This window comes from Roseivirga sp. YIW32 (genome assembly GCF_057219245.1).
Genome location: NZ_JBXVVG010000002.1, coordinates 393,653 through 412,187 on the forward strand (window position 1 = coordinate 393,653; position 18,535 = coordinate 412,187).

Genomic DNA, 18,535 nt, shown 5'->3' on the forward strand with positions numbered 1-18,535 from the left:
GCCACTAGCACGCTTCATCAAATGCATTCTTCAAAGACCATATTCATCCTACTGCTGGTATTGTCAAGCTTCTCGAATGCACTCGGACAAGAAGAACTGAATTACAAGGCATACTTTCAAGAGATAGAAGAGATCGTGCGCGCCAATAGTTCACGAGCCTTGGCCGAGCACCTGTTCGACAAGGTGGAGATCAAAATTGATGGCAACCGGAAAGAATACAGCAAAAGCCAAGCGGAAGCGGTATTAAAGAATTTCTTTCAAGACAACAGCGCCACAACCTTCGATTTTGTCCATGACGGAAAAAATAGTGGAAGAGACCTGATCTACGCTATTGGAGATTTTGTGACCACCTCCTCCACCTATCGCTTGGTAATGCGCGCAAAAAAATTCGAAGAAAGCTACAAGATCTTTCGAATTGAGTTCACCAAAGAACGGTAGCCTTAAAATCACTTCTTCGTTGTACTTTTGAACCATGCGACCTCCTTACGTTACTGACAAGGCGATCAATGAATTGATTGACCGTGCATTGGAAGAAGACCTCGGCTCTGGCGATCACTCTACCCTAGCGGCTATTCCAGCCGCTTCGCAGCAAGAGGCTTACCTAATCATGAAAGAAGATGGCGTCATCGCTGGACTGGAATTGGCCAAGCCCATCTTTCAAAAACTTGATCCAGCGATGAACATCGAGCAACTCGTTGAAGATGGCGCTTTTGTAAAAAAGGGCGATGTGATCATGCGATTGAAGGGAAAAGTTCATGCCATTTTGAGTGGTGAGCGCCTTTTTTTGAATTGCATTCAACGGATGAGCGGCATTGCTACTCAAACGCATCAGCTGAATCAATTGATCAAACACACTAAAGCCAAGCTGCTCGATACGCGAAAGACCACACCCACCTTTCGGATGCTAGAAAAGTGGGCCGTCACCATAGGTGGAGGAGTCAATCATCGCTATGGTCTTTACGACATGATCATGCTCAAAGACAATCATAACGACTTTGCAGGAGGAATCACGGCAGCGGTGAGCGCGACAAAACGTTACCTTGGCGAAAAGGGGCTGACCCTAAAGATCGAAGTAGAAACACGTAATTTGGAAGAGGTCAGGGAAGCCATAGCGGTTGGTGGAGTAGACCGTATCATGCTCGACAACATGAGTCCAGAGGAAATGAGAGCAGCTGTTGCGTTTATCGCGGGCCGTTCAGAAACCGAGGCATCCGGTGGCATTACCGAGAAAACCATTAAAGCAGTAGCAGAAACCGGAGTAGATTATATTTCCGTTGGTGCACTTACCCATTCCATCAAAAGTTTGGACATCAGTTTAAAAGCAACAAGTTAATTGGCGAAGAACAAACGCAATTTTTTAGTACTCATAGTGGAAGCCTTCATTTTGATCATTATGTTTGTGTTCCTTTTTAGACACTGTGCTTAGGAAGACGAATTATGATAGTAAAAACGAAGAAATACGCGCTAGACAAGAAGGCTTACATGAAGGCCGGTTTGAAGAATGTCTTGAGAGATCAGTGGTGGGTATTTCTAATTGCTGCAGCAATTTCTGCGATGACTTTTGTCGTGCCTTCGAATTGGTGGTGGATCGGTGCATTGATCGCCTTGTCGCTCTATATTCTTTTTTGGGTCATTCAATTTGCAGGAGTTACCCAATTGGAGCAAAGCAAGCAATTATTCGAAAAACTATCCTACGAAATTGATAGTCGCCAGATCTTGATCAAGATCAATTCAAAGCAAGGCATGCCCCTAAAATGGGATCAGGTAAAGAGGGCTTGGGTTGATAAGCACCAGTTTGTATTAGTGATCAGCAAGGCGCAACTCATGCTTTTTCCACACAATGTTTTCAAAACGCAGAATGAGGTCAAATTCATCGAGACAATTCTCAAGAGAAAAGGTTTGATCAAAGAATAGAAGAAGAAAACGGGGATACTAAACACCCTATTTTAGAATTCCATTGAAACTACGGCGGATGTCCTTGTCCATTTCCCTTCTTCCTGAATGCACTTGATTACATAGGTTTTGCCTGAGCCTTTCAGCATTCCTTGCCAAGTAAATTCAAATTGTGCTGTGTCTGATTTGACGATCGGAAGTGTAAAATAAATTATCACCTCTTTTTCAGGCTTTAACTGCCTCAGCTCATACCAAAAATCGCTATTGCTTTGTGTTATTCCTTTGATAGAGTCAAACGTTTCTTTTCTCAACAGATTTGATTCCTCTAGGAAGTTCAAGCTGAGCTTGTTTTGAACTGTATCCGTGAATTTGTCTAAAAAAAGCATTTGACTCAACATGTAAGGATTCATTGTCTTTGAATCCCCCGTAAGAAGGTCCTTTATACCAGCACTTATTATTTCGGAATAATCAGGAATATTGGTACTTACTTCCCTTTGATTTACAGGGTTACAGGAGTTCACCAAAAGGACCAAGAAGACACCTATAATTTGCCTCATGTGTAATTAAAACTAGTTAAAATCCACCACCTTTGTCGCGGTGAATTCTCGTTATTACATTGAAGGTCTTCTAGCGGTTTGCCTGTTTGGCATCACACCGCTTTTCATCAAGGAAGTAAGTGCCAATGCCATCACCATTGGGCTTGTACGCCTGACCATCGGAGGTGCTTTTCTTTACCTTTTGGCGAGCCATCAAAAGCTAAAAAAACTCAATACAACGGAATGGAAAGCCCTGGCTTTGATCGGCATTTTGTTCGGTTTGCATTGGATCACCTACTTCATTAGTGTGAAGTTGTCAACACCATCCATGGCCATACTTTCGGTTTCTTCCTATGGCATCCATATGATCTACATGAACTGGATTTACAATAAGCAAAAACCGCAATTGCTTAGTGTGTTGCCTGTCTTCATCGCGCTTTGTGGCATTTACCTCATCGTTCCCGAATTCTCGTTAGACAATGACTTGACTACGGGCATTCTTGTAGGTCTTGTCAGTGCATTCTTTTTTGCCTTGTTGCCCTTTCAGCAGCAGAAACACAGAGAAATCAACTCCATGGTGAGGGCCTTTGGTCAGTATGCCTTTGCATTGCCCATCTTTTTGCTTTTTGCATCAGAGTCTAATTGGAACTTGAGCGATCAGGATTGGTGGTATCTTGCTATTCTGGGAATTGTCTGTACGGTAGGGGCGCACACCTTGTGGCTTCGAGCCACAACGCATTTAGACTCTACCAATACCAGTTTGATCTTTTATCTCGGGACACCCATTGCCATGACAACCAGCTATTTCTTTTTGAATGAAGAGATGAGTGCAAATAAGCTCATTGGGGCAGGACTTATTATCTCTGCTAATGTTTTCGGAGTGTTGATAAGGAATTCCCATAAAAGAACGTCATCCTGAACCTTTCTGCCGACGGGCAGGTTTATTTCAGGATCTGTCTGAAGGAGATACTGAAACCTCCCGATAGCTATCGGGAGAGCATGACGAAAAAGGTCATAGTACTTCAGCCAAATACTTCGCTGTGTAATTCGTGTCTTTCTCTTTGACCATGTCTTCTGGTGTTCCTTCAAAACATAAGGTTCCACCATGGGCTCCTCCTTCAGGGCCCAAATCAATGATCCAATCTGCCATTTTGATCACTTCCGTGTTGTGTTCTATGATCACCACCGAGTTGCCTTGTTCAATCAAGGCATTGATCGAGCGCATCAGTTTTGCGATGTCATGGAAATGAAGTCCAGTCGTTGGCTCGTCAAAAATGAATAGGATGTGATCTTTATTACTGCTCTTCCCCTTTCCCAAGAAGTACGCCAACTTGACCCGTTGTGCTTCACCTCCACTGAGTGAGTTTGAAGATTGTCCCAGACGAATGTAGCCCAGACCAACTTCTTGTAAGGGGAGCAATTTATTGATGACCGCTTTCTCATCGGCGAAAAAATCGATGGCATCATCGATGGTCAGGTCTAAGACCTCGGAAATGTTCTTTTCCCTGTAAGTGACCTCTAAAATTTCTTGCTTAAAACGGGCACCCTTACAACTCTCACAGGTCAATTGAATATCTGCCATGAACTGCATCTCGATCTTGACCACACCTTCTCCCTGGCAGGTCTCGCATCGACCACCGTCTACATTGAAAGAAAAGAAAGCCGGCTTATATCCACGTTGCTTGGCTAGCGGTTGATCGGTGAAGAGCGCTCGAATGGCGTCATAGGCTTTGACATAGGTCACCGGGTTCGAGCGAGAAGACTTCCCAATGGGATTCTGGTCCACGAACTCGACTTGTGTAATGCTTTTGTAGTTTCCTCCCAAGCCAGCCATTTTACCTGTCTGTTCCCCAACCGTACCTAATAGCTTACCCACGGAGGGGTAGAGTAAACGCTTGATCAGCGTTGACTTCCCGGATCCACTGACACCCGTCACCACGGAGAGCACTCCTAAAGGAAACTTGACATCAATGTTTTGCAAGTTGTTTTCTCGAGCACCTTCGATCAAGACATGTTCTTTCCATTTTCTTCGATGGGCAGGCACAGCCAATTTCTCTGTTCCATTCAAGTATTTTGCCGTATAGGTATTGCCTGATTTTAGCATTTCAGATAAAGTCCCCTGAAAAACGAGTTCTCCACCATGGGAGCCTGCATCCGGCCCAATGTCGATGATCTGGTCTGCTGCACGCATCACTTTTTCCTCATGCTCTACCACCACAACCGTGTTCCCCAAGTCTCTTAACGATTCCAATACGGAGATGAGTCGGTCGGTATCCCTTGGGTGCAAGCCAATGCTGGGTTCATCCAGTATGTACATGGAACCCACCAAAGCCGAACCTAGTGAAGTCGACAGTTTGATGCGCTGATATTCCCCGCCAGACAACGTGTTGGTCAACCGATTCAAGGTCAGGTAACCGAGCCCCACCCTAGTCAGGTATTCCAAACGGTTTTTGATCTCTTTCACCAATCGGCCAGCCACTTTTTCTTCGTGTTCGGAAAGGTTCAATTCGCTAAAGAAGTCATGGACATGATCTACTGACATCAAGACAATATCAGTGATCGATCGCCCATTAATTTTAACGTAGGAAGCATCTCCCCGTAAACGGGTTCCTTTGCATTCTGGACAATCGGTTCTTCCGCGGTACCTCGACAGCATGACGCGGTATTGAATTTTATGCGTTTTTGATTCTAAGAATTGGAAAAATTTATCAAGCCCTTTGAAGTACTTATTACCGGTCCATAGCACAGCCTTTTCTTCCTCATTCAAGTCCTCATAAGCTCGATGAATGGGGAAATCGAATTCAATGCCGTGTTTCAATAAAGGAGTCAACCACTTGCGCATGGTTTCGCTGCGCCAAGGAGCAATGGCCCCTTCATAAACTGACAAGGATTTATCAGGAATCACCAAATCAGGGTCTATCCCGAGGATCTTTCCAAATCCCTCACAGCGCTTGCAGGCCCCGTAAGGATTATTGAACGTGAATAGATTGACCGAAGGTTCTTCGAAAAGTATTCCGTCCGCCTCGAAACGGTCCGAAAAACTAAAGCGTCCTTCTCCTGGAATATCAATGATGCAATCCCCTTCTCCTTCAAACAGTGCCGTTTGGACAGAATCGCCAAAGCGGAATTGCGAGTCCTCATCGTGTTGCACCACACCTCTATCGATCAATATCTCAATCTTTCCCTCTGTCGGATGCTCCCCCTCTTTGAGCAACTCCTCAATAAAAAATGGTTGTTCATCAACCAATACCCGTGTGTATCCTTTTTGAAGTAAGATGTTCAGCTCCTGTTCGAAGGTGCGCTCTTCTTTTTGAATCAAGGGGCATAGGATCATCATTCGGGTGCCTTCCTCTTTTTCCATGATGAAATCGACTATGCCGGTTACGCTATCGCGCTGGACTTCCTTGCCTGAAACGGGAGAGATCGTTCTTCCAATTCTCGCAAACAGCAACTTGAGGTAATCATAGATCTCGGTACTTGTCCCTACCGTTGAGCGGGGGTTTCGGGTACTTACCTTTTGTTCGATGGCAATGGCCGGAGAAACGCCTTTGATATAATCTACCTCCGGTTTTTCCATTCTACCCAAAAACTGACGAGCGTAAGAGCTCAGACTTTCCACATACATACGCTGTCCTTCAGCAAAAAGGGTATCAAAAGCCAAAGACGATTTACCAGATCCTGATAAGCCGGTTACCACTACCAATTTATTCCGTGGAATGGCAACACTAAGACTTTTTAGGTTATTGACCTTAGCGCCTTTAATGATGATGTATTCCTTGGGATCAAGGTCATCAATTGAGTTCTGGTGAGAAAGTGTAGATGTGGTAGACATAAGCTTGCAAAGATAACGGGCCTTCCACTCAATTGTTAATTTTGTTCAACCTGAATTTTACAATGCCTATAAGGGATAACTGGCATTAAAATTGTTGTTCTACTGGAAAGTGCAGCATAATGAATGGCTTGAATCGGGAAAACCCTATTTTCATTTTGAATTATTTGGTTTAGTGAACAGAAAGCCTACATTTGAATGTACAGTAAGTAAAACAAAGTCTAATCCTAACCAGCACAATATGATATAAACCTCTACGTTAACCTAACATAACTTACATGAGGAAATACGAGGTGAGCGATTCAAAATTGATTTCGCTCTATAAAAACGGTAACGAAGAGGCATTCTCTACGCTGGTCAATCGTCACAAGAAAAAAATCTATACCACCATTTATTTGATCGTAAAGGATCAATACTTGGCGGAAGATCTAATGCAAGACGCACTTGTTAAAGTGGTGAAAACCATCAAGAGTGGCCGCTACAATGAAGAAGGTAAGTTTTTACCCTGGGTATCCAGAATCGCTCATAATTTGGCAATAGATCATTTTAGAAGGGCCAAGCGATACCCAACTATAGTCATGGAAGATGGCTCAAACGTATTCAATACGCTGGAGTTCTCAGAACACTCGATTGAATCGAAGCAAATACAAGAAGACACTCATGCCTTGCTGAGAGACCTCATCAGAGAGCTCCCAGATTCGCAACGAGAGGTCTTGATGATGAGGCACTACATGCAGATGAGCTTTCAGGAAATTGCTGATGCCACAGGTGTGAGCATCAATACTGCCCTGGGCCGTATGCGTTATGCACTCATCAACTTGAGAAAAAAGATGGACAAAAAGAATATTGCCTATGACCAAAACCTTTACCCAAGATGATCTCGTACGCTACATTTACAGGGAGACCACAGAAGAAGAAAATATCGAAATAGAAAAAGCGTTGCTTTTTGACGAGCAATTGGCTGATGATTACACTGAGCTTAATTCAGTGGTTTCAGCAATGGACGAGTGTCAAAAAGAACCTTCAACACAATTGATCGATACTATTCTCAGTTACTCCAAGTCGTTTCATTTGCATACAGCTTAATTAGAGCTGTAGATGTTAGGCTGATTTGTGCAACTCAGATCAAAACCATCAATGGATGGACAAACGTATAGAAGCAACTCTTGAAGAGTTGCTTCGTTTTTTCTATTAAGTTCAAGTATTCTCTTTAGCTTTAAGGGATAACCTAAAAAGGCAATTCATCTTTCAATGAAATTAACTACTCCAGAAAAAATTGTGATTGGAAAAGACAAAATCCAGCAACTCAGAAAATATACTGAAAAGCATACCTCAAAAGCGGTTATTCAGCTCATCAACTCCTTTGGTCCTTTTATTGCCCTGTGGACATTGATGTACCTGACATTAGACATTAGCTATTGGCTTACCTTGGCTTTGGGTGTCCTAAACGCCTTTTTCTTAGTCCGAATTTTTATCATTCAACACGATTGCGGTCATCAGTCCTTCCTTAACAATAGAAAGGCACAAAAGATCATCGGTGAGATCTGCAGCTACGTGTCAGCCATTCCTTTCAAGTATTGGGCACAGTCGCACAATGTACATCATAAGGTCAATGGACAACTAGAACTCAGAGATATTGGGGACGTTACCACCTATACTGTTGAAGAATTCAAGAATTTTAGTCGAATGAAGCGTTTTACGTACCGACTGTACCGCTCTCCTCTTGTGATGTTTTTGATCGGTCCGGTATACTACATTTTCGTTCACAATCGCTTAGCCAAGATCAAATACCCTTCGTTTCAAAAACTAAAGAGCAGCGTGACCAAAAGTAACCTTGTGCTGTTGGGACTTTATGGCCTGTTGGGCTTCACCCTTGGGTGGAAGGAGTTCCTGATCGTTCAGTTGACCACATTAACGCTATTCTCTGTGATCGCCATTTGGTTCTTCTATGTGCAGCATCAACATGAGTACGGTTACAAACACTGGAAAAAGAATTGGGATTATGTGACCTCTGCACTGAAAGGAAGTACCTATTACAAAGTACCTAAACCCATCAACTGGTTGACTGGAAACATTGGCATTCATCATGTCCATCATTTGAATCCGGCCATACCAAACTACAATTTGCGTAAATGCATCAAAGAAAATCCTTGGCTAAATCAATTCCCAACCGTCATCGGCTTGCGCGAAAGTTTTTCGCTCATTTCAAATAAACTCTGGGACGAAACCCAAGAGCGCATGATCAGCTTTCGGGAGTTTTACCGCATGCAAAAGATCGGGTTGATATAAATATGCGGCTGCAAGGCCAAAATTCGTATTAGGTCGTATTTTAGCAATATGACACGGAAAGAGCGGTATAAAGCATTTGTAGCTTATTTCAGCGAAAAGCAACCTCAGGCTGAAACGGAGCTGAATTTCGGTAACCCTTTTGAACTACTTGTGGCGGTGGTCCTTTCCGCTCAATGCACTGACGTGCGGATCAATAAGGTTACACCCAAGCTTTTTCAAGACTTTCCGACTCCTGAACATCTTGCCAATACGCATTTCGACGAGCTCTTTCCGTACATCAAAACTGTTTCTTACCCGAATAATAAAACCAAGCACCTGATCGGCTTGGGTAAAATGCTCGTAGAAGAATTCGATTCTAAATTACCGGCCACAGTGGCCGAATTGCAGCGCTTGCCGGGCGTCGGTCGAAAAACGGCTAATGTCGTTACTTCTGTCGTTTGGAATCAGCCCAGCATGGCGGTAGACACCCATGTGTTTAGGGTTTCGAAGCGTTTAGGGTTAGTAAACCAAAATGCATCAACGCCATTGGCTGTTGAAAAACAGCTTGTGAAGCACTTGAGCAAAGAGGTTATTCCGTTGGCACATCACTGGTTGATCTTGCATGGACGATACACCTGTCTGGCAAGAAGGTCAAAATGTGAAGAATGCCAGATCACGCATTTTTGTCGTTATTACGAAAAGAAACACTTGTAACCGTTCGGACTTGAAGGCTAAGCTCCTTTACATACATCAGTACTTCAAAACCCCTAAAGAAGGTCGGGCCATTCGCTCCTATTACCTAGCCAAAGGTTTGGTCGATAGGGGTTTTGACGTGGAAATGATCACCAGCCATAACGAACATTACTATGGCGAGCGCATGGTCGATGGTATCAAAGTCCACTACTTACCTGTGCCCTATCGCAATGAAATGGGCACATTTACAAGAATTCGATCCTTTCTGACATTTGTCAAACTCGCGAAAAAGTTAGCCATGCAACTCGGTCCTTTCGAGAAGGCATACATTACCTCCACGCCATTGACAGTGGGTAGCATTGGGTTATTCCTAAAAAAGAAAAAATCACTACCCTATATCTTCGAGGTCAGAGATCTATGGCCAAAAGCACCGATCGAAATGGGTGTCTTTCAAAACAAACTGATCCAAGGCTACTTGTATCGTTATGAAAAAAAGATCTACCAAGGAGCGGAACAAGTGGTTGCCTTATCCCCTGGCATGCGCCAATGGATCGAAAAGGTAGTCCCCAATAAACAGATCCATACCATTCCAAACATGGCCGACTGCGAGTTCTTTGGACAAGAGCAAAAGGACCCTAAACTATTAGGTTTTTACCATGTATCACAACCTTTCGTGATCACCTATTTTGGCAGCATCGGACAAACGAACCATTTGGAGTTTCTTTTGGCGATTGCCGAGCTTGCCAAAAAGGAGCAACTACCGATTGACTTTAAGATCGTTGGTCAGGGCAGCCGATACAGTGCCATTAAAAACTTGATCGACCAGAAACAACTTAATAACGTCAAACTGATCGGTCATCAGAACAAAGAAGGGGTCCGAAGAATCCTCAACGTCACCGATGCTACGTATGTATGTTTTAAGGCGATACCTGTTTTAGGAACGAACAGCCCCAACAAACTTTTTGATAGTTTGGCAGCGGGAAAATTGACCATTGTCAATACCCCCGGTTGGACCAAAGACCTTGTTGAGCAGCACCAATGTGGGTTTTATGCTGACCCTCATCAACCTGAACAATTCATTAATCAGTTGAAACCCTTTTTAGAAGAAGAAGCCTTGCTTAAGGCCTATAAAAACAATGCCCGGAAAATTGCGGAAAAGCTCTTTTCCAAAAAGTTACAAATCGAAAAGCTCGCTCAAGCATTGGACCCAGAAAAACCAAATGCCATTAACGCAGACGCGGCCTATACTTTGACAGCCTAAGAATTTTTTGGACATCCGTTTCTTCCATCAACTCCTTAAACCCTACGCCTGTTTCCTCGCGATAGGCCTTTACAATTTGCCACCCGACCCATTGGCCTATTCTGCCCGGACATATTTTATCGATCTCAGGTACTGCCGGTCTTTCATCGATGTAACGTGTGAGTTCAATGGGCTTTTCACTGTAGACCAATTGATTATCCAAAAAGTAGTTCCATATCACTGCCTCGCTGGTAAAGGCATTGGCCATTTGCTGAGGCGTATAGCCCATGATGATGTGTTCGTCTACACAAGGAAGCAGTTCATGAGAAAACTCCAAAGCTTTGCCATAGTAGATCATTTCGTCGAGCAAGCTGCGGTTCTTTTGGTTGGTCTTATTGAACCTCAAGGAAGTGAACTGCATGATCTGCGGTGCCAAATGCTCTGGGGTCAATCTTGATTTCACATACTCATAGACATTAGGGCGAAATGAGGCCTGCTCTCCCAGGTAGTAGTCCAAGCCGAGAATAAGTAGCGAATCGGAAATAAAAATGTCTTTGCCAAAACCTGAATATACTGCCTGTACCTTAGGCATTTCAAAACTGGGATAATGACCAATAAGTCTTTGATAGGCCCTGTCCAAGTCAAAGCGCAACTGGCCAATGTCCATCAGTTCCAACACATCCTGATAAAGTGTATCCACATAAGGATTTTGCAGTGTCTCAAAGTTCTCTTGATCTAAGTCTTTGATAGTAATGAATCCGAAAGCCGTTGATAGGAGTTCATATTCCTTTGGGTTTCGATCTAGGTAGAGCCCTACTCCCTCCAAAGTATTGACGTTGGTGATGGTAGAGGAATTCAATAGCGCATGTAGGTCATACAAACTTCTGCCTTGTTGAGCAGAAAGAAAGGGGTAAGCCAAAAGGTCTCTGATGTCTCTATGCTGATTGAGCAATTGCTCTAATTGATCAACAGTCGAAGCCTTGTAGATCTCTTGTACTTTAGGCGTTGTGATCAGCCGAAGTACCTGAGCGTGAAAAGCTGCTTCAGGCTGTAAACTTCCATACTCAAAGAACTGATCCCGGATAATCGGGTGCGACTGGAAAAACTCCTTCATTTCTGGAATGCTCTGGAGTTCGTGAATCTGATGCGTCAGATCTTCAAAATCCAACGTGACTTCCTGCATTGTCCCTTCCTGAAATTGCTCACAAGCATTATCATTGGAACAAGCAAAAATCAGAAAACACAGCACCAGTAAACTTCCCTTTTTCAACATCCTCTTTTATTTCAATGACAAAAGTATTTATTTATTTTTACGCATATGAGAAAATCAATGCTAGCTGTCATTTTCAGCATCCTTCTTTTCGGACAGCTAAATGCTCAAGATTACAAAATCGGTATCAAGGTAGGTCCTACCTTTTCCATGACCCGAACAGGGACACAGGGCACCAATACTTCAATCGATGGAGATGGTACCGCGGTAAAGTTCATGTTGGGTGCCTTTGTCGATATTGGCTTTAAGGAAAATTATTACTTCCAAACGGGTGTAAATTATGCCACTAAAGAGACTCGAATCAGTGCGTCTCAGACAAATGCAGGAGGAGCAATTACAGAGCAGTATGCACATGAATACTTGCAATTACCTATACTATTGAAGCTCTATACAAACGAGGTAGTACTAGATACCCGTATTTACCTAAACTTTGGTTTGATCCCGGAGATCTGGTTAAGTACCTCAAATGAAGTAGTAAGTACTGTGGTCATTGAAAGCTTCAAGAGCTTTGACTTGGCAGGGAATGTTGGTGCTGGTGTAGAACGAAGCCTAGGTCCAAATACGAGGTTATTTGGTGGGCTGAACTTCAATCTTGGGTTTCTGAATATGGTAAAAGACCAAAGTAGCCAATTTGAAGACATTACTGTTAAAAGCAATCTACTTGCCGTTGAAGTCGGCATTAAGTTTTAATAAAAGGCCTTCTACATTTCGGTTACCTGTTTTAGCCAAGTGGTTTAATCAAAGGCCAACAAAGTCCACAAACTCAAGGTCCATATTGAAAATTGCTAATGGTGTTAACCCCAAAGCAAACTTCCTTCTTTTATAAATGGCAAAATAATAGTCATCTGTCCGGTAAAAATGGATACTGTATTCATTTTCAGCTTCACCCCAATGACTTTTCTCGTTTAAAAGAGCGGTAATGCGCGAGCATGTTTGAGTATCTTTAACTGCACGCAATTGCACCGCCGGTATGTCTTCCAATCCATTTCTTTTTTTTATGGTATTGTAGGGGGGATTGTCTTTCTTAATTAGAAAGAACTTCAAGGTTCTCTCGGCTTCGTAATTAGGCTCAGGACAATTCTCAAGTCTTCTTTCGGTGTCTTGAGTTATCAAAAGCATAAGAAAAAAAACTAATTGAACCGTTGAGCAAAAGTATAATGTATTAAACCTCATGACATCAATAATTACAACGTGAATAATATGTATTATTATAGAGAACATTAGTCCTAACAATGTTACTTCCATCCATATTATAGCCTACAACGTTAGGATTGCCTGTTCTTTCTGCTATTGCAAGTAATAGATTGTAATCATCAGTGTTAGTTCCTGATTGATACGAATCCGAACCACCTTCCCCGCAAACCACTTTAGTATTTTCACCTTCAAAAAAAGGATGTGTATGAATAAAACCCACGGTTCCTGCGGGCATTTCATCTAGAAAATTAGAAGGAGGAGTCATGCCACATGCATAAGCTGGCCAGTCCACAGGAACAATACTGTGCGCACCATTGGTATCTCTTACAATCCAACCGCCTTTCTCTATCCTAGAAACAATAGGTTCTAGCGTAAGGCTATTTCTCCACAAGTTTGACATATAAAGATTCATATTTACATCATCTAAGATAGGATCGCCAGTGGAGCATGGATCTTGAGGTTCATCATAAACATCGACCACAGCAACTTCACCATCTGCACATCCAGTATCATCACTGCTTGACATTGCTGTAGTGTAGCAAACAGTAATTAATATGGATCTTGATGCAGATACGTAACTATTAATAAATGCTCTTTTGGTGTAAAAGCTATTTGTACCAAGAAAGGTATTAGTCGTTCTTAACTCATTACACATGAAAGCATAACCGTATAATCTTAGTAGTCTAGATAATAATCGCCCTTAAGATAGTGCCATATACCATCCCTGCTTTTTTCAAAAATATATACAAATTCAGAGCCTCCTTTTTGATACTTAAATCTACCTAAGTAGCATACTCTGTTCATGCTCATCGAAAAAGCTGGGCTAACTAAAACGTTAACTTTTATAGGATTAGAATTCAGTAGTTCAATATAGGTTTTTAATTCTTCAGAAAATTCCAAATCCTCTTTTAATGGATGTAGAAAATTCACCTTAGAGAAATATGGTTTCAGCTTTTGGTAATTCTTAAATGATTCAAGTTGAGCATTAACTTCATCTTGATTTAATGATTCCTTTTCTAAAACGAAGCTGAACTCTTTGGCTTTGAAGCTTTGGATTTCTCTCAGCAAAATTTTTGACAAAGCCTGATCTTGAGCAAATAAGGAAATGCTAGTTATAAAAGAGATGACCGTTATACAACCAATTTTTCTTTTCAATTATTCCTCTTTAAGACTAATAGGGCATTATGCTCTTCTATAATTTGACCATAGGCCTCAACCTCAAACCACCATCCTTCTTCAGCATTTGGTCTTCGCCATATATCATTATTATAATTGAAATCACCCCAATGAACAAATTCATGCAAAATCGATGCGCCTATTAAAAATGCTAGGGCATCAGCACCATCGGTACCAATCATAGAGTTTTCTAGCTTCATTAGATAATCAATATCCAAATATAATCGGTCTGGTGTTCTTTTATCGAAAGAGGCATAGATACCAGAGTCATTGTGTTGTTTTATATATATTAATGGACCAGCCCCCCACGTCAAAGCTTCTTGGATTTCAGAATTAGTCATTGAAGTGAATCTTTTAATAGCGTTTGTTATACGATCAATTCTGCCAACCTTGGGCATCTGATTAGATAGATACTCTGTTAATTTTGGGTAAAGAATGTCATAGTTTAAACCTTCGGGATATTTGAACATTGGCCTTCTTTTATAAACCACGGCAACCTCGCCTTCATCGCACCCAGCATCATCACTGCTTGACATTGCTGTAGTGTAGCAAACAGTAATTAATATGGATCTTGATGCAGTTACACAATTATTCCCACAGGAAGTAGAATCATCGAAGTCAATCCACTCATCATAGCAAACCTCGTTATAAATGGTATTATTATAGTTAGGATTGCTGTTTGGGTCATTGTCCGTTGGTGGCCCAGAACCTCCTCCACCGGGACCTCCTACCTGCGAAGTGGAGTTCGAACAGTCCGTATTATTAAGCACAGCTTTAGGGCTTTCAATATTTGCAGAAAAAATACCTTGCGTATAGTTTCCCGTGATTTGCTGCTTCACAATTGTGCCTTTAAAACCATGAATTGAGCCTGTCAGTAAATACTGAGCTTTAAATTCTTCACTCATAGTATAAGTGTATAAAAAAGGCTGAGAAAAAGAACTTTCTCCTAATCTTCTGACGATAATATTTTTAAAACTATAAGGCTCTGTTTCTAGGTCCTTCACGATAAAGGTGTAAGAAATATGACCGAGTGAGTCAGTAAATTCTGTAATATTCTCCCAATCGACACTAAACTCAACGTTACTGTCTTGACCTCCAAGACTGTATAAACCGTTTGAAGCGTCTCCTAAACTAGCTTGAAGTGTCTCTGTTACAACGGGTATCTCATACCATTTTTTAGTCACCATTGATCTTATGGGTTCTTGATTTGGCGTAATCTCCTCTACTTCTTGGCAACTAATTATGAAAAAGCATCCACAAACTAATGCTAAGTAAAAGTATGCTTTTTCTAAACTATGGAGGGGGGGGGTATGACTTATTCATGGGTTTATTGATTTATCACAAGTTTATATCAAAATTTTAAATATCACAAGAAACCGTTGCAAATTACATTTTTCTGATTTTCATCATCATTTTAATGACTTCAAAACAGTTTTTATTCTATAAAAACTGCCTGATGTTGAAGTCGGCATTAAATTCTATTAAAAAAGCCTTCTCCGAAATCGAAGAAGGCTTTGATACTTTTGAATACTGAACATCAAGATGATCAGACTTTCAATTCTATTTCCTCACCATGCTTGTTATAGAAGGTGTATTCACTTAAGCTCAATGAGCTATCGGTCTCCAGTTTGATCCAGCTGCTGTACTTTCTGTACCACTTCCATCGGATAGAGAACATCCCCTTAGTGAAATACGCATGCAAGAAAGGATGCACCGCAATGGTTATGCCTTTCTCATTTTGTGTTTGCATCAAGTACTCCAGGTGCTTTTCGATCTGATCAGAAACCAGGATCGTTGCTCCTACCTTTCCTGTGCCTCCACAAGTCGGACATACTTCGCGGGTCACAATATTCATCTCCGGTCTAACCCGTTGACGTGTGATCTGCATCAAGCCAAACTTAGAAACAGGTAAAATGGTGTTTTTCGCACGATCATCCTTCATCACGTCGCGCATGTGCTGATACAGTTTTTTCCTGTTCTCTGCTTTGCGCATGTCAATGAAGTCAATGACCACGATGCCACCCATATCGCGCAGACGCAATTGCCTAGCGATCTCTTTAGCCGCTTCCATGTTCACTGATAAGGCCGTAGACTCTTGATCTTCTCCTGCATTGGACTTGTTGCCACTATTGACATCAATAACGTGTAAGGCTTCCGTATGCTCGATGATAAGGTAGCCCCCTTTGGGTAGACTCACCGATTTTCCGAACAGGGATTTAACCTGCTTTTCGATCCCAAATGCTTCAAAGATCTTCGCTTTACCGGTATACGGTTTTACGATCTTCTCTTTATCTGCAGCGATCTTTTGCACGTAGCCCCTGATCTCTTCGTACATGTCTTTGTCGTCAACGACAACCGAATCAAAGGATTCGTTCAGAATGTCACGGATCAAAGAGGAAGCTCGGCTCATTTCGCCGATCACTTTTTCTCGTGGTTTTACTTTATGCAGATTTTGAATGCCTTCCTTCCAGCCATCGACAAGGTTTCTAAGGTCTTTGTCGAGTTCTCCGACACTCTTCCCTTTGGCAACCGTACGAACGATGACACCGAAATTTTCAGGCTTAATGGATGATATGAGACGGACAAGGCGTTTACGCTCTTCTCCATCCGCAATTTTTTTCGAAACGTTGATCGAATTCGAAAATGGCACGAGCACCATGTAGCGCCCAGCCAATGACAACTCACAAGTGAGTCGTGGCCCTTTTGTAGAAATTGGTTCTTTAACAACTTGTACAAGAATCTGCTGTCCTTTCGACAGCACTTGATTCATCTTACCAAGTTTGTTGATATCGGGTTCCATCTTGAACTTGCTCAAACCACCCGTTGCATGTTTGTTGGTTTGCGCTTGTTTCGAGTATTTGTTCAAGGACCTGATCTGCGGACCTAAATCTAGGTAGTGCAGAAAGGCATCTTTTTCGTAACCGATATCGATAAATGCTGCGTTGAGACCCGGAACAATTTTTTTGACCGTTCCTAGGTAAATATCACCGACTTTGAATTTGTTCTCTTCATTGTCGTGATGAAATTCAACGAGACTTTTATCCTTTAAAAGGGCTAAACGAGCTCCATCATGAGTCGAATTGATAATTAATTCGTTACTCACTGTGAAAGAAGTTTAGATTAAGAAATGAACCTTATGCAAAATGCACAAGAAGAAGTGAAATTACTTCTTCTTGTGTCTGTTCTTTCTTAGTCTCTTCTTTCTTTTGTGGGTCGAGATCTTATGTCTCTTTCTTTTTTTACCGCAAGGCATAATCTTAATTTTTTATGTTTTACTTAATTCTTCCGAGGTACTCATCAGCAGCCGTAATGATCTGCTCAGCAGCACCCAATTCTTTCACTTTTTCGAATTGTGCCTGAGCCTTGACCAACTGGCCTGTCTCATAATAACACACTCCTAAAAAGAAAATTCCTTCTACATTCTCCGGATAATAAGAAACCAAGCTTTCAAAACGGTCTACACCGTTTTCAAATTGCCCTGTTTGGATAGACATTCTACCCATGCTCATCAATGCCTGCTGATTGCTAGGATCTTGTTCAATGATGTCTCTCAACATCATGATTCCCTGCATCGGCGCACTACTAGACACATAGGTCATGGCAATGTTGTGTTGCACGTCAAAGTTCTCAGGTTCGGCTGCGAGAACTTTCTCGTAGGCCTCTCTGGTCTTGTTACCCATTGACATTATTTTCTGCTCATCCAAGGCGAAGGTAAAGGCCTCATAATAAGCATCACCGGCCATCTGCCAGTTATTGACTGTATTAAATGTTGTTGCGAACTCGGCAGCATAAAATGCTGCACTGTCGTATTTGTTAATGCTTCGAAAGACGCTCATCAGGGAATCTAACGCTACCCGATCGTTGGTCATTTCTCCGTTGACGAAGAGTTGGCTTTTCCATTCTAGCACCCTACCCTTCGCTTCTTCAGGAATCTCAGAGCTATGATCTACCACCCCATTAGGTTCGGCAGGATCAATAAACGCCTGAGCTGTTTGATCGCTATCGTTGTCGACTACCACTTTTGGCAAGCTATACAGTCCGACGACTGCCAAGAGTGCAACAACCAATAAAACGACCTGTCCTTTATTCATATAGCCTTACGGCTTCTTTATTATTTGTTCGCTGCTTTTACGCGATCGCTTGTTTTGATCTGCTCGATGAAAACCTTTGATGGCTTGAAGCTGGGCACAAAGTGCTCGTCTATCACTATCGCAGTGTTTTTAGAGATGTTTCTGGCGATCTTCTTTGCTCTCTTTTTGTTCACAAAGCTACCGAAACCTCTTACATATATATTTTCTCCTTCTGCCATTGAATCTTTCACTACCGCGAAAAGAGTCTCAACAGTTGTAGTAACATCAGATCTATCAATTCCTGTCTTATCAGCTATCTGATTTATAACATCTGCTTTAGTCACGCTTAATTGTATTTAATTAGTT

The 18,535-nt window shown here is 42.0% G+C and carries 20 protein-coding genes; 10 read left to right on the plus strand and 10 right to left on the minus strand.

The features are described from left to right. Positions 1-21 precede the first annotated feature (21 nt). From AC2D6U_RS10580 to AC2D6U_RS10590, 3 genes are all read left to right on the plus strand, one after another. Positions 22-438 (plus strand): DUF4783 domain-containing protein, encoded by a 417-nt coding sequence (locus tag AC2D6U_RS10580; protein ID WP_484720953.1) that lies wholly within the window; start codon positions 22-24, stop codon positions 436-438. A gap of 34 nt (positions 439-472) precedes the next feature. Continuing rightward, entirely contained in the window at positions 473-1,333 is an 861-nt protein-coding gene (gene nadC, locus AC2D6U_RS10585) for a carboxylating nicotinate-nucleotide diphosphorylase (protein WP_484720954.1), read from the plus strand. Between the two features lie 104 nt (positions 1,334-1,437). Continuing rightward, a complete protein-coding gene (locus AC2D6U_RS10590; protein ID WP_484720955.1) occupies positions 1,438-1,914 on the plus strand; it encodes a YcxB family protein in 477 nt (158 codons plus the stop codon). 32 nt (positions 1,915-1,946) lie between these two features. Here the strand turns inward: AC2D6U_RS10590 and AC2D6U_RS10595 are convergent, their stop codons facing one another. After that, entirely contained in the window at positions 1,947-2,450 is a 504-nt protein-coding gene (locus AC2D6U_RS10595) for a hypothetical protein (protein WP_484720956.1), read from the minus strand. A 40-nt stretch (positions 2,451-2,490) separates the two neighbouring features. Between AC2D6U_RS10595 and AC2D6U_RS10600 the strand changes: the two genes are divergently transcribed. Beyond that, positions 2,491-3,348: a DMT family transporter gene (locus AC2D6U_RS10600; protein WP_484720957.1), complete on the plus strand. Its 858-nt coding sequence runs from the start codon at positions 2,491-2,493 to the stop codon at positions 3,346-3,348. A 93-nt stretch (positions 3,349-3,441) separates the two neighbouring features. Here the strand turns inward: AC2D6U_RS10600 and uvrA are convergent, their stop codons facing one another. After that, positions 3,442-6,261 carry an excinuclease ABC subunit UvrA gene (uvrA, locus tag AC2D6U_RS10605; RefSeq protein WP_484720958.1) on the minus strand — a complete coding sequence of 940 codons (2,820 nt, stop codon included), beginning with the start codon at positions 6,259-6,261 and terminating at the stop codon, positions 3,442-3,444. 275 nt (positions 6,262-6,536) lie between these two features. On the opposite strand from uvrA, the gene AC2D6U_RS10610 reads away from it, so the two are divergent. The 5 genes from AC2D6U_RS10610 to AC2D6U_RS10630 all read left to right on the plus strand — a co-directional run bounded on the left by AC2D6U_RS10610 (position 6,537) and on the right by AC2D6U_RS10630 (position 10,480). Beyond that, on the plus strand, positions 6,537-7,136 hold the full coding sequence (locus AC2D6U_RS10610) for an RNA polymerase sigma factor (RefSeq protein ID WP_484720959.1): 600 nt from the start codon (positions 6,537-6,539) through the stop codon (positions 7,134-7,136). Continuing rightward, complete coding sequence (locus tag AC2D6U_RS10615) at positions 7,111-7,344, plus strand: hypothetical protein (protein ID WP_484720960.1); 234 nt, start codon at positions 7,111-7,113, stop codon at positions 7,342-7,344. The genes AC2D6U_RS10610 and AC2D6U_RS10615 overlap by 26 nt, the downstream gene beginning before the upstream one ends. A gap of 165 nt (positions 7,345-7,509) precedes the next feature. Further along, on the plus strand, positions 7,510-8,547 hold the full coding sequence (locus AC2D6U_RS10620; protein ID WP_484720961.1) for a fatty acid desaturase: 1,038 nt from the start codon (positions 7,510-7,512) through the stop codon (positions 8,545-8,547). Positions 8,548-8,595: 48 nt separating this feature from the next. Further along, positions 8,596-9,240, plus strand: coding sequence for an endonuclease III (gene nth / locus AC2D6U_RS10625; RefSeq protein ID WP_484720962.1), 645 nt, complete (start codon positions 8,596-8,598; stop codon positions 9,238-9,240). Positions 9,241-9,250: 10 nt separating this feature from the next. Further along, complete coding sequence (locus AC2D6U_RS10630; RefSeq protein WP_484720963.1) at positions 9,251-10,480, plus strand: glycosyltransferase family 4 protein; 1,230 nt, start codon at positions 9,251-9,253, stop codon at positions 10,478-10,480. Here AC2D6U_RS10630 and AC2D6U_RS10635 read toward each other — a convergent pair. Beyond that, positions 10,446-11,642, minus strand: a complete 1,197-nt coding sequence (locus AC2D6U_RS10635; RefSeq protein ID WP_484720964.1) for a gliding motility protein GldB-related protein — start codon at positions 11,640-11,642, stop codon at positions 10,446-10,448. The genes AC2D6U_RS10630 and AC2D6U_RS10635 overlap by 35 nt on opposite strands. A 147-nt stretch (positions 11,643-11,789) precedes the next feature. On the opposite strand from AC2D6U_RS10635, the gene AC2D6U_RS10640 reads away from it, so the two are divergent. Next, positions 11,790-12,419 (plus strand): porin family protein, encoded by a 630-nt coding sequence (locus tag AC2D6U_RS10640; RefSeq protein ID WP_484720965.1) that lies wholly within the window; start codon positions 11,790-11,792, stop codon positions 12,417-12,419. Positions 12,420-12,467: 48 nt separating this feature from the next. Here the strand turns inward: AC2D6U_RS10640 and AC2D6U_RS10645 are convergent, their stop codons facing one another. From AC2D6U_RS10645 to AC2D6U_RS10675, 7 genes are all read right to left on the minus strand, one after another. Then, positions 12,468-12,902 (minus strand): hypothetical protein, encoded by a 435-nt coding sequence (locus AC2D6U_RS10645; RefSeq protein WP_484720966.1) that lies wholly within the window; start codon positions 12,900-12,902, stop codon positions 12,468-12,470. Positions 12,903-12,906: 4 nt separating this feature from the next. Continuing rightward, complete coding sequence (locus AC2D6U_RS10650) at positions 12,907-13,449, minus strand: hypothetical protein (RefSeq protein ID WP_484720967.1); 543 nt, start codon at positions 13,447-13,449, stop codon at positions 12,907-12,909. A gap of 149 nt (positions 13,450-13,598) precedes the next feature. Continuing rightward, the gene (locus tag AC2D6U_RS10655; protein WP_484720968.1) at positions 13,599-14,078 is read right to left on the minus strand and encodes a hypothetical protein; all 480 of its coding nucleotides are present in this window, start codon (positions 14,076-14,078) and stop codon (positions 13,599-13,601) included. Then, positions 14,075-15,286, minus strand: coding sequence for a hypothetical protein (locus AC2D6U_RS10660; protein WP_484720969.1), 1,212 nt, complete (start codon positions 15,284-15,286; stop codon positions 14,075-14,077). The genes AC2D6U_RS10655 and AC2D6U_RS10660 overlap by 4 nt, the downstream gene beginning before the upstream one ends. A gap of 359 nt (positions 15,287-15,645) precedes the next feature. Beyond that, on the minus strand, positions 15,646-17,202 hold the full coding sequence (locus AC2D6U_RS10665) for an Rne/Rng family ribonuclease (RefSeq protein ID WP_484720970.1): 1,557 nt from the start codon (positions 17,200-17,202) through the stop codon (positions 15,646-15,648). A 169-nt stretch (positions 17,203-17,371) separates the two neighbouring features. Continuing rightward, complete coding sequence (locus tag AC2D6U_RS10670) at positions 17,372-18,190, minus strand: tetratricopeptide repeat protein (protein WP_484720971.1); 819 nt, start codon at positions 18,188-18,190, stop codon at positions 17,372-17,374. A gap of 20 nt (positions 18,191-18,210) precedes the next feature. Further along, positions 18,211-18,513, minus strand: a complete 303-nt coding sequence (locus tag AC2D6U_RS10675) for an HU family DNA-binding protein (RefSeq protein WP_484720972.1) — start codon at positions 18,511-18,513, stop codon at positions 18,211-18,213. Between the last annotated feature and the right edge of the window lie 22 nt (positions 18,514-18,535).

Coding starts and splice junctions, on each gene's coding strand:
- AC2D6U_RS10645 (WP_484720966.1), bottom strand. CDS start 12,902: ATGAGGTTTAATACATTATACTTTTGCTCAACGGTTCAATTAGTTTTT.
- AC2D6U_RS10580 (WP_484720953.1), top strand. CDS start 22: ATGCATTCTTCAAAGACCATATTCATCCTACTGCTGGTATTGTCAAGC.
- AC2D6U_RS10595 (WP_484720956.1), bottom strand. CDS start 2,450: ATGAGGCAAATTATAGGTGTCTTCTTGGTCCTTTTGGTGAACTCCTGT.
- AC2D6U_RS10635 (WP_484720964.1), bottom strand. CDS start 11,642: ATGCAGGAAGTCACGTTGGATTTTGAAGATCTGACGCATCAGATTCAC.
- AC2D6U_RS10610 (WP_484720959.1), top strand. CDS start 6,537: ATGAGGAAATACGAGGTGAGCGATTCAAAATTGATTTCGCTCTATAAA.
- AC2D6U_RS10590 (WP_484720955.1), top strand. CDS start 1,438: ATGATAGTAAAAACGAAGAAATACGCGCTAGACAAGAAGGCTTACATG.
- uvrA (WP_484720958.1), bottom strand. CDS start 6,261: ATGTCTACCACATCTACACTTTCTCACCAGAACTCAATTGATGACCTT.
- AC2D6U_RS10650 (WP_484720967.1), bottom strand. CDS start 13,449: ATGTCAAGCAGTGATGATACTGGATGTGCAGATGGTGAAGTTGCTGTG.
- AC2D6U_RS10615 (WP_484720960.1), top strand. CDS start 7,111: ATGACCAAAACCTTTACCCAAGATGATCTCGTACGCTACATTTACAGG.
- AC2D6U_RS10620 (WP_484720961.1), top strand. CDS start 7,510: ATGAAATTAACTACTCCAGAAAAAATTGTGATTGGAAAAGACAAAATC.
- nadC (WP_484720954.1), top strand. CDS start 473: ATGCGACCTCCTTACGTTACTGACAAGGCGATCAATGAATTGATTGAC.
- AC2D6U_RS10640 (WP_484720965.1), top strand. CDS start 11,790: ATGCTAGCTGTCATTTTCAGCATCCTTCTTTTCGGACAGCTAAATGCT.
- nth (WP_484720962.1), top strand. CDS start 8,596: ATGACACGGAAAGAGCGGTATAAAGCATTTGTAGCTTATTTCAGCGAA.
- AC2D6U_RS10660 (WP_484720969.1), bottom strand. CDS start 15,286: ATGGTGACTAAAAAATGGTATGAGATACCCGTTGTAACAGAGACACTT.
- AC2D6U_RS10670 (WP_484720971.1), bottom strand. CDS start 18,190: ATGAATAAAGGACAGGTCGTTTTATTGGTTGTTGCACTCTTGGCAGTC.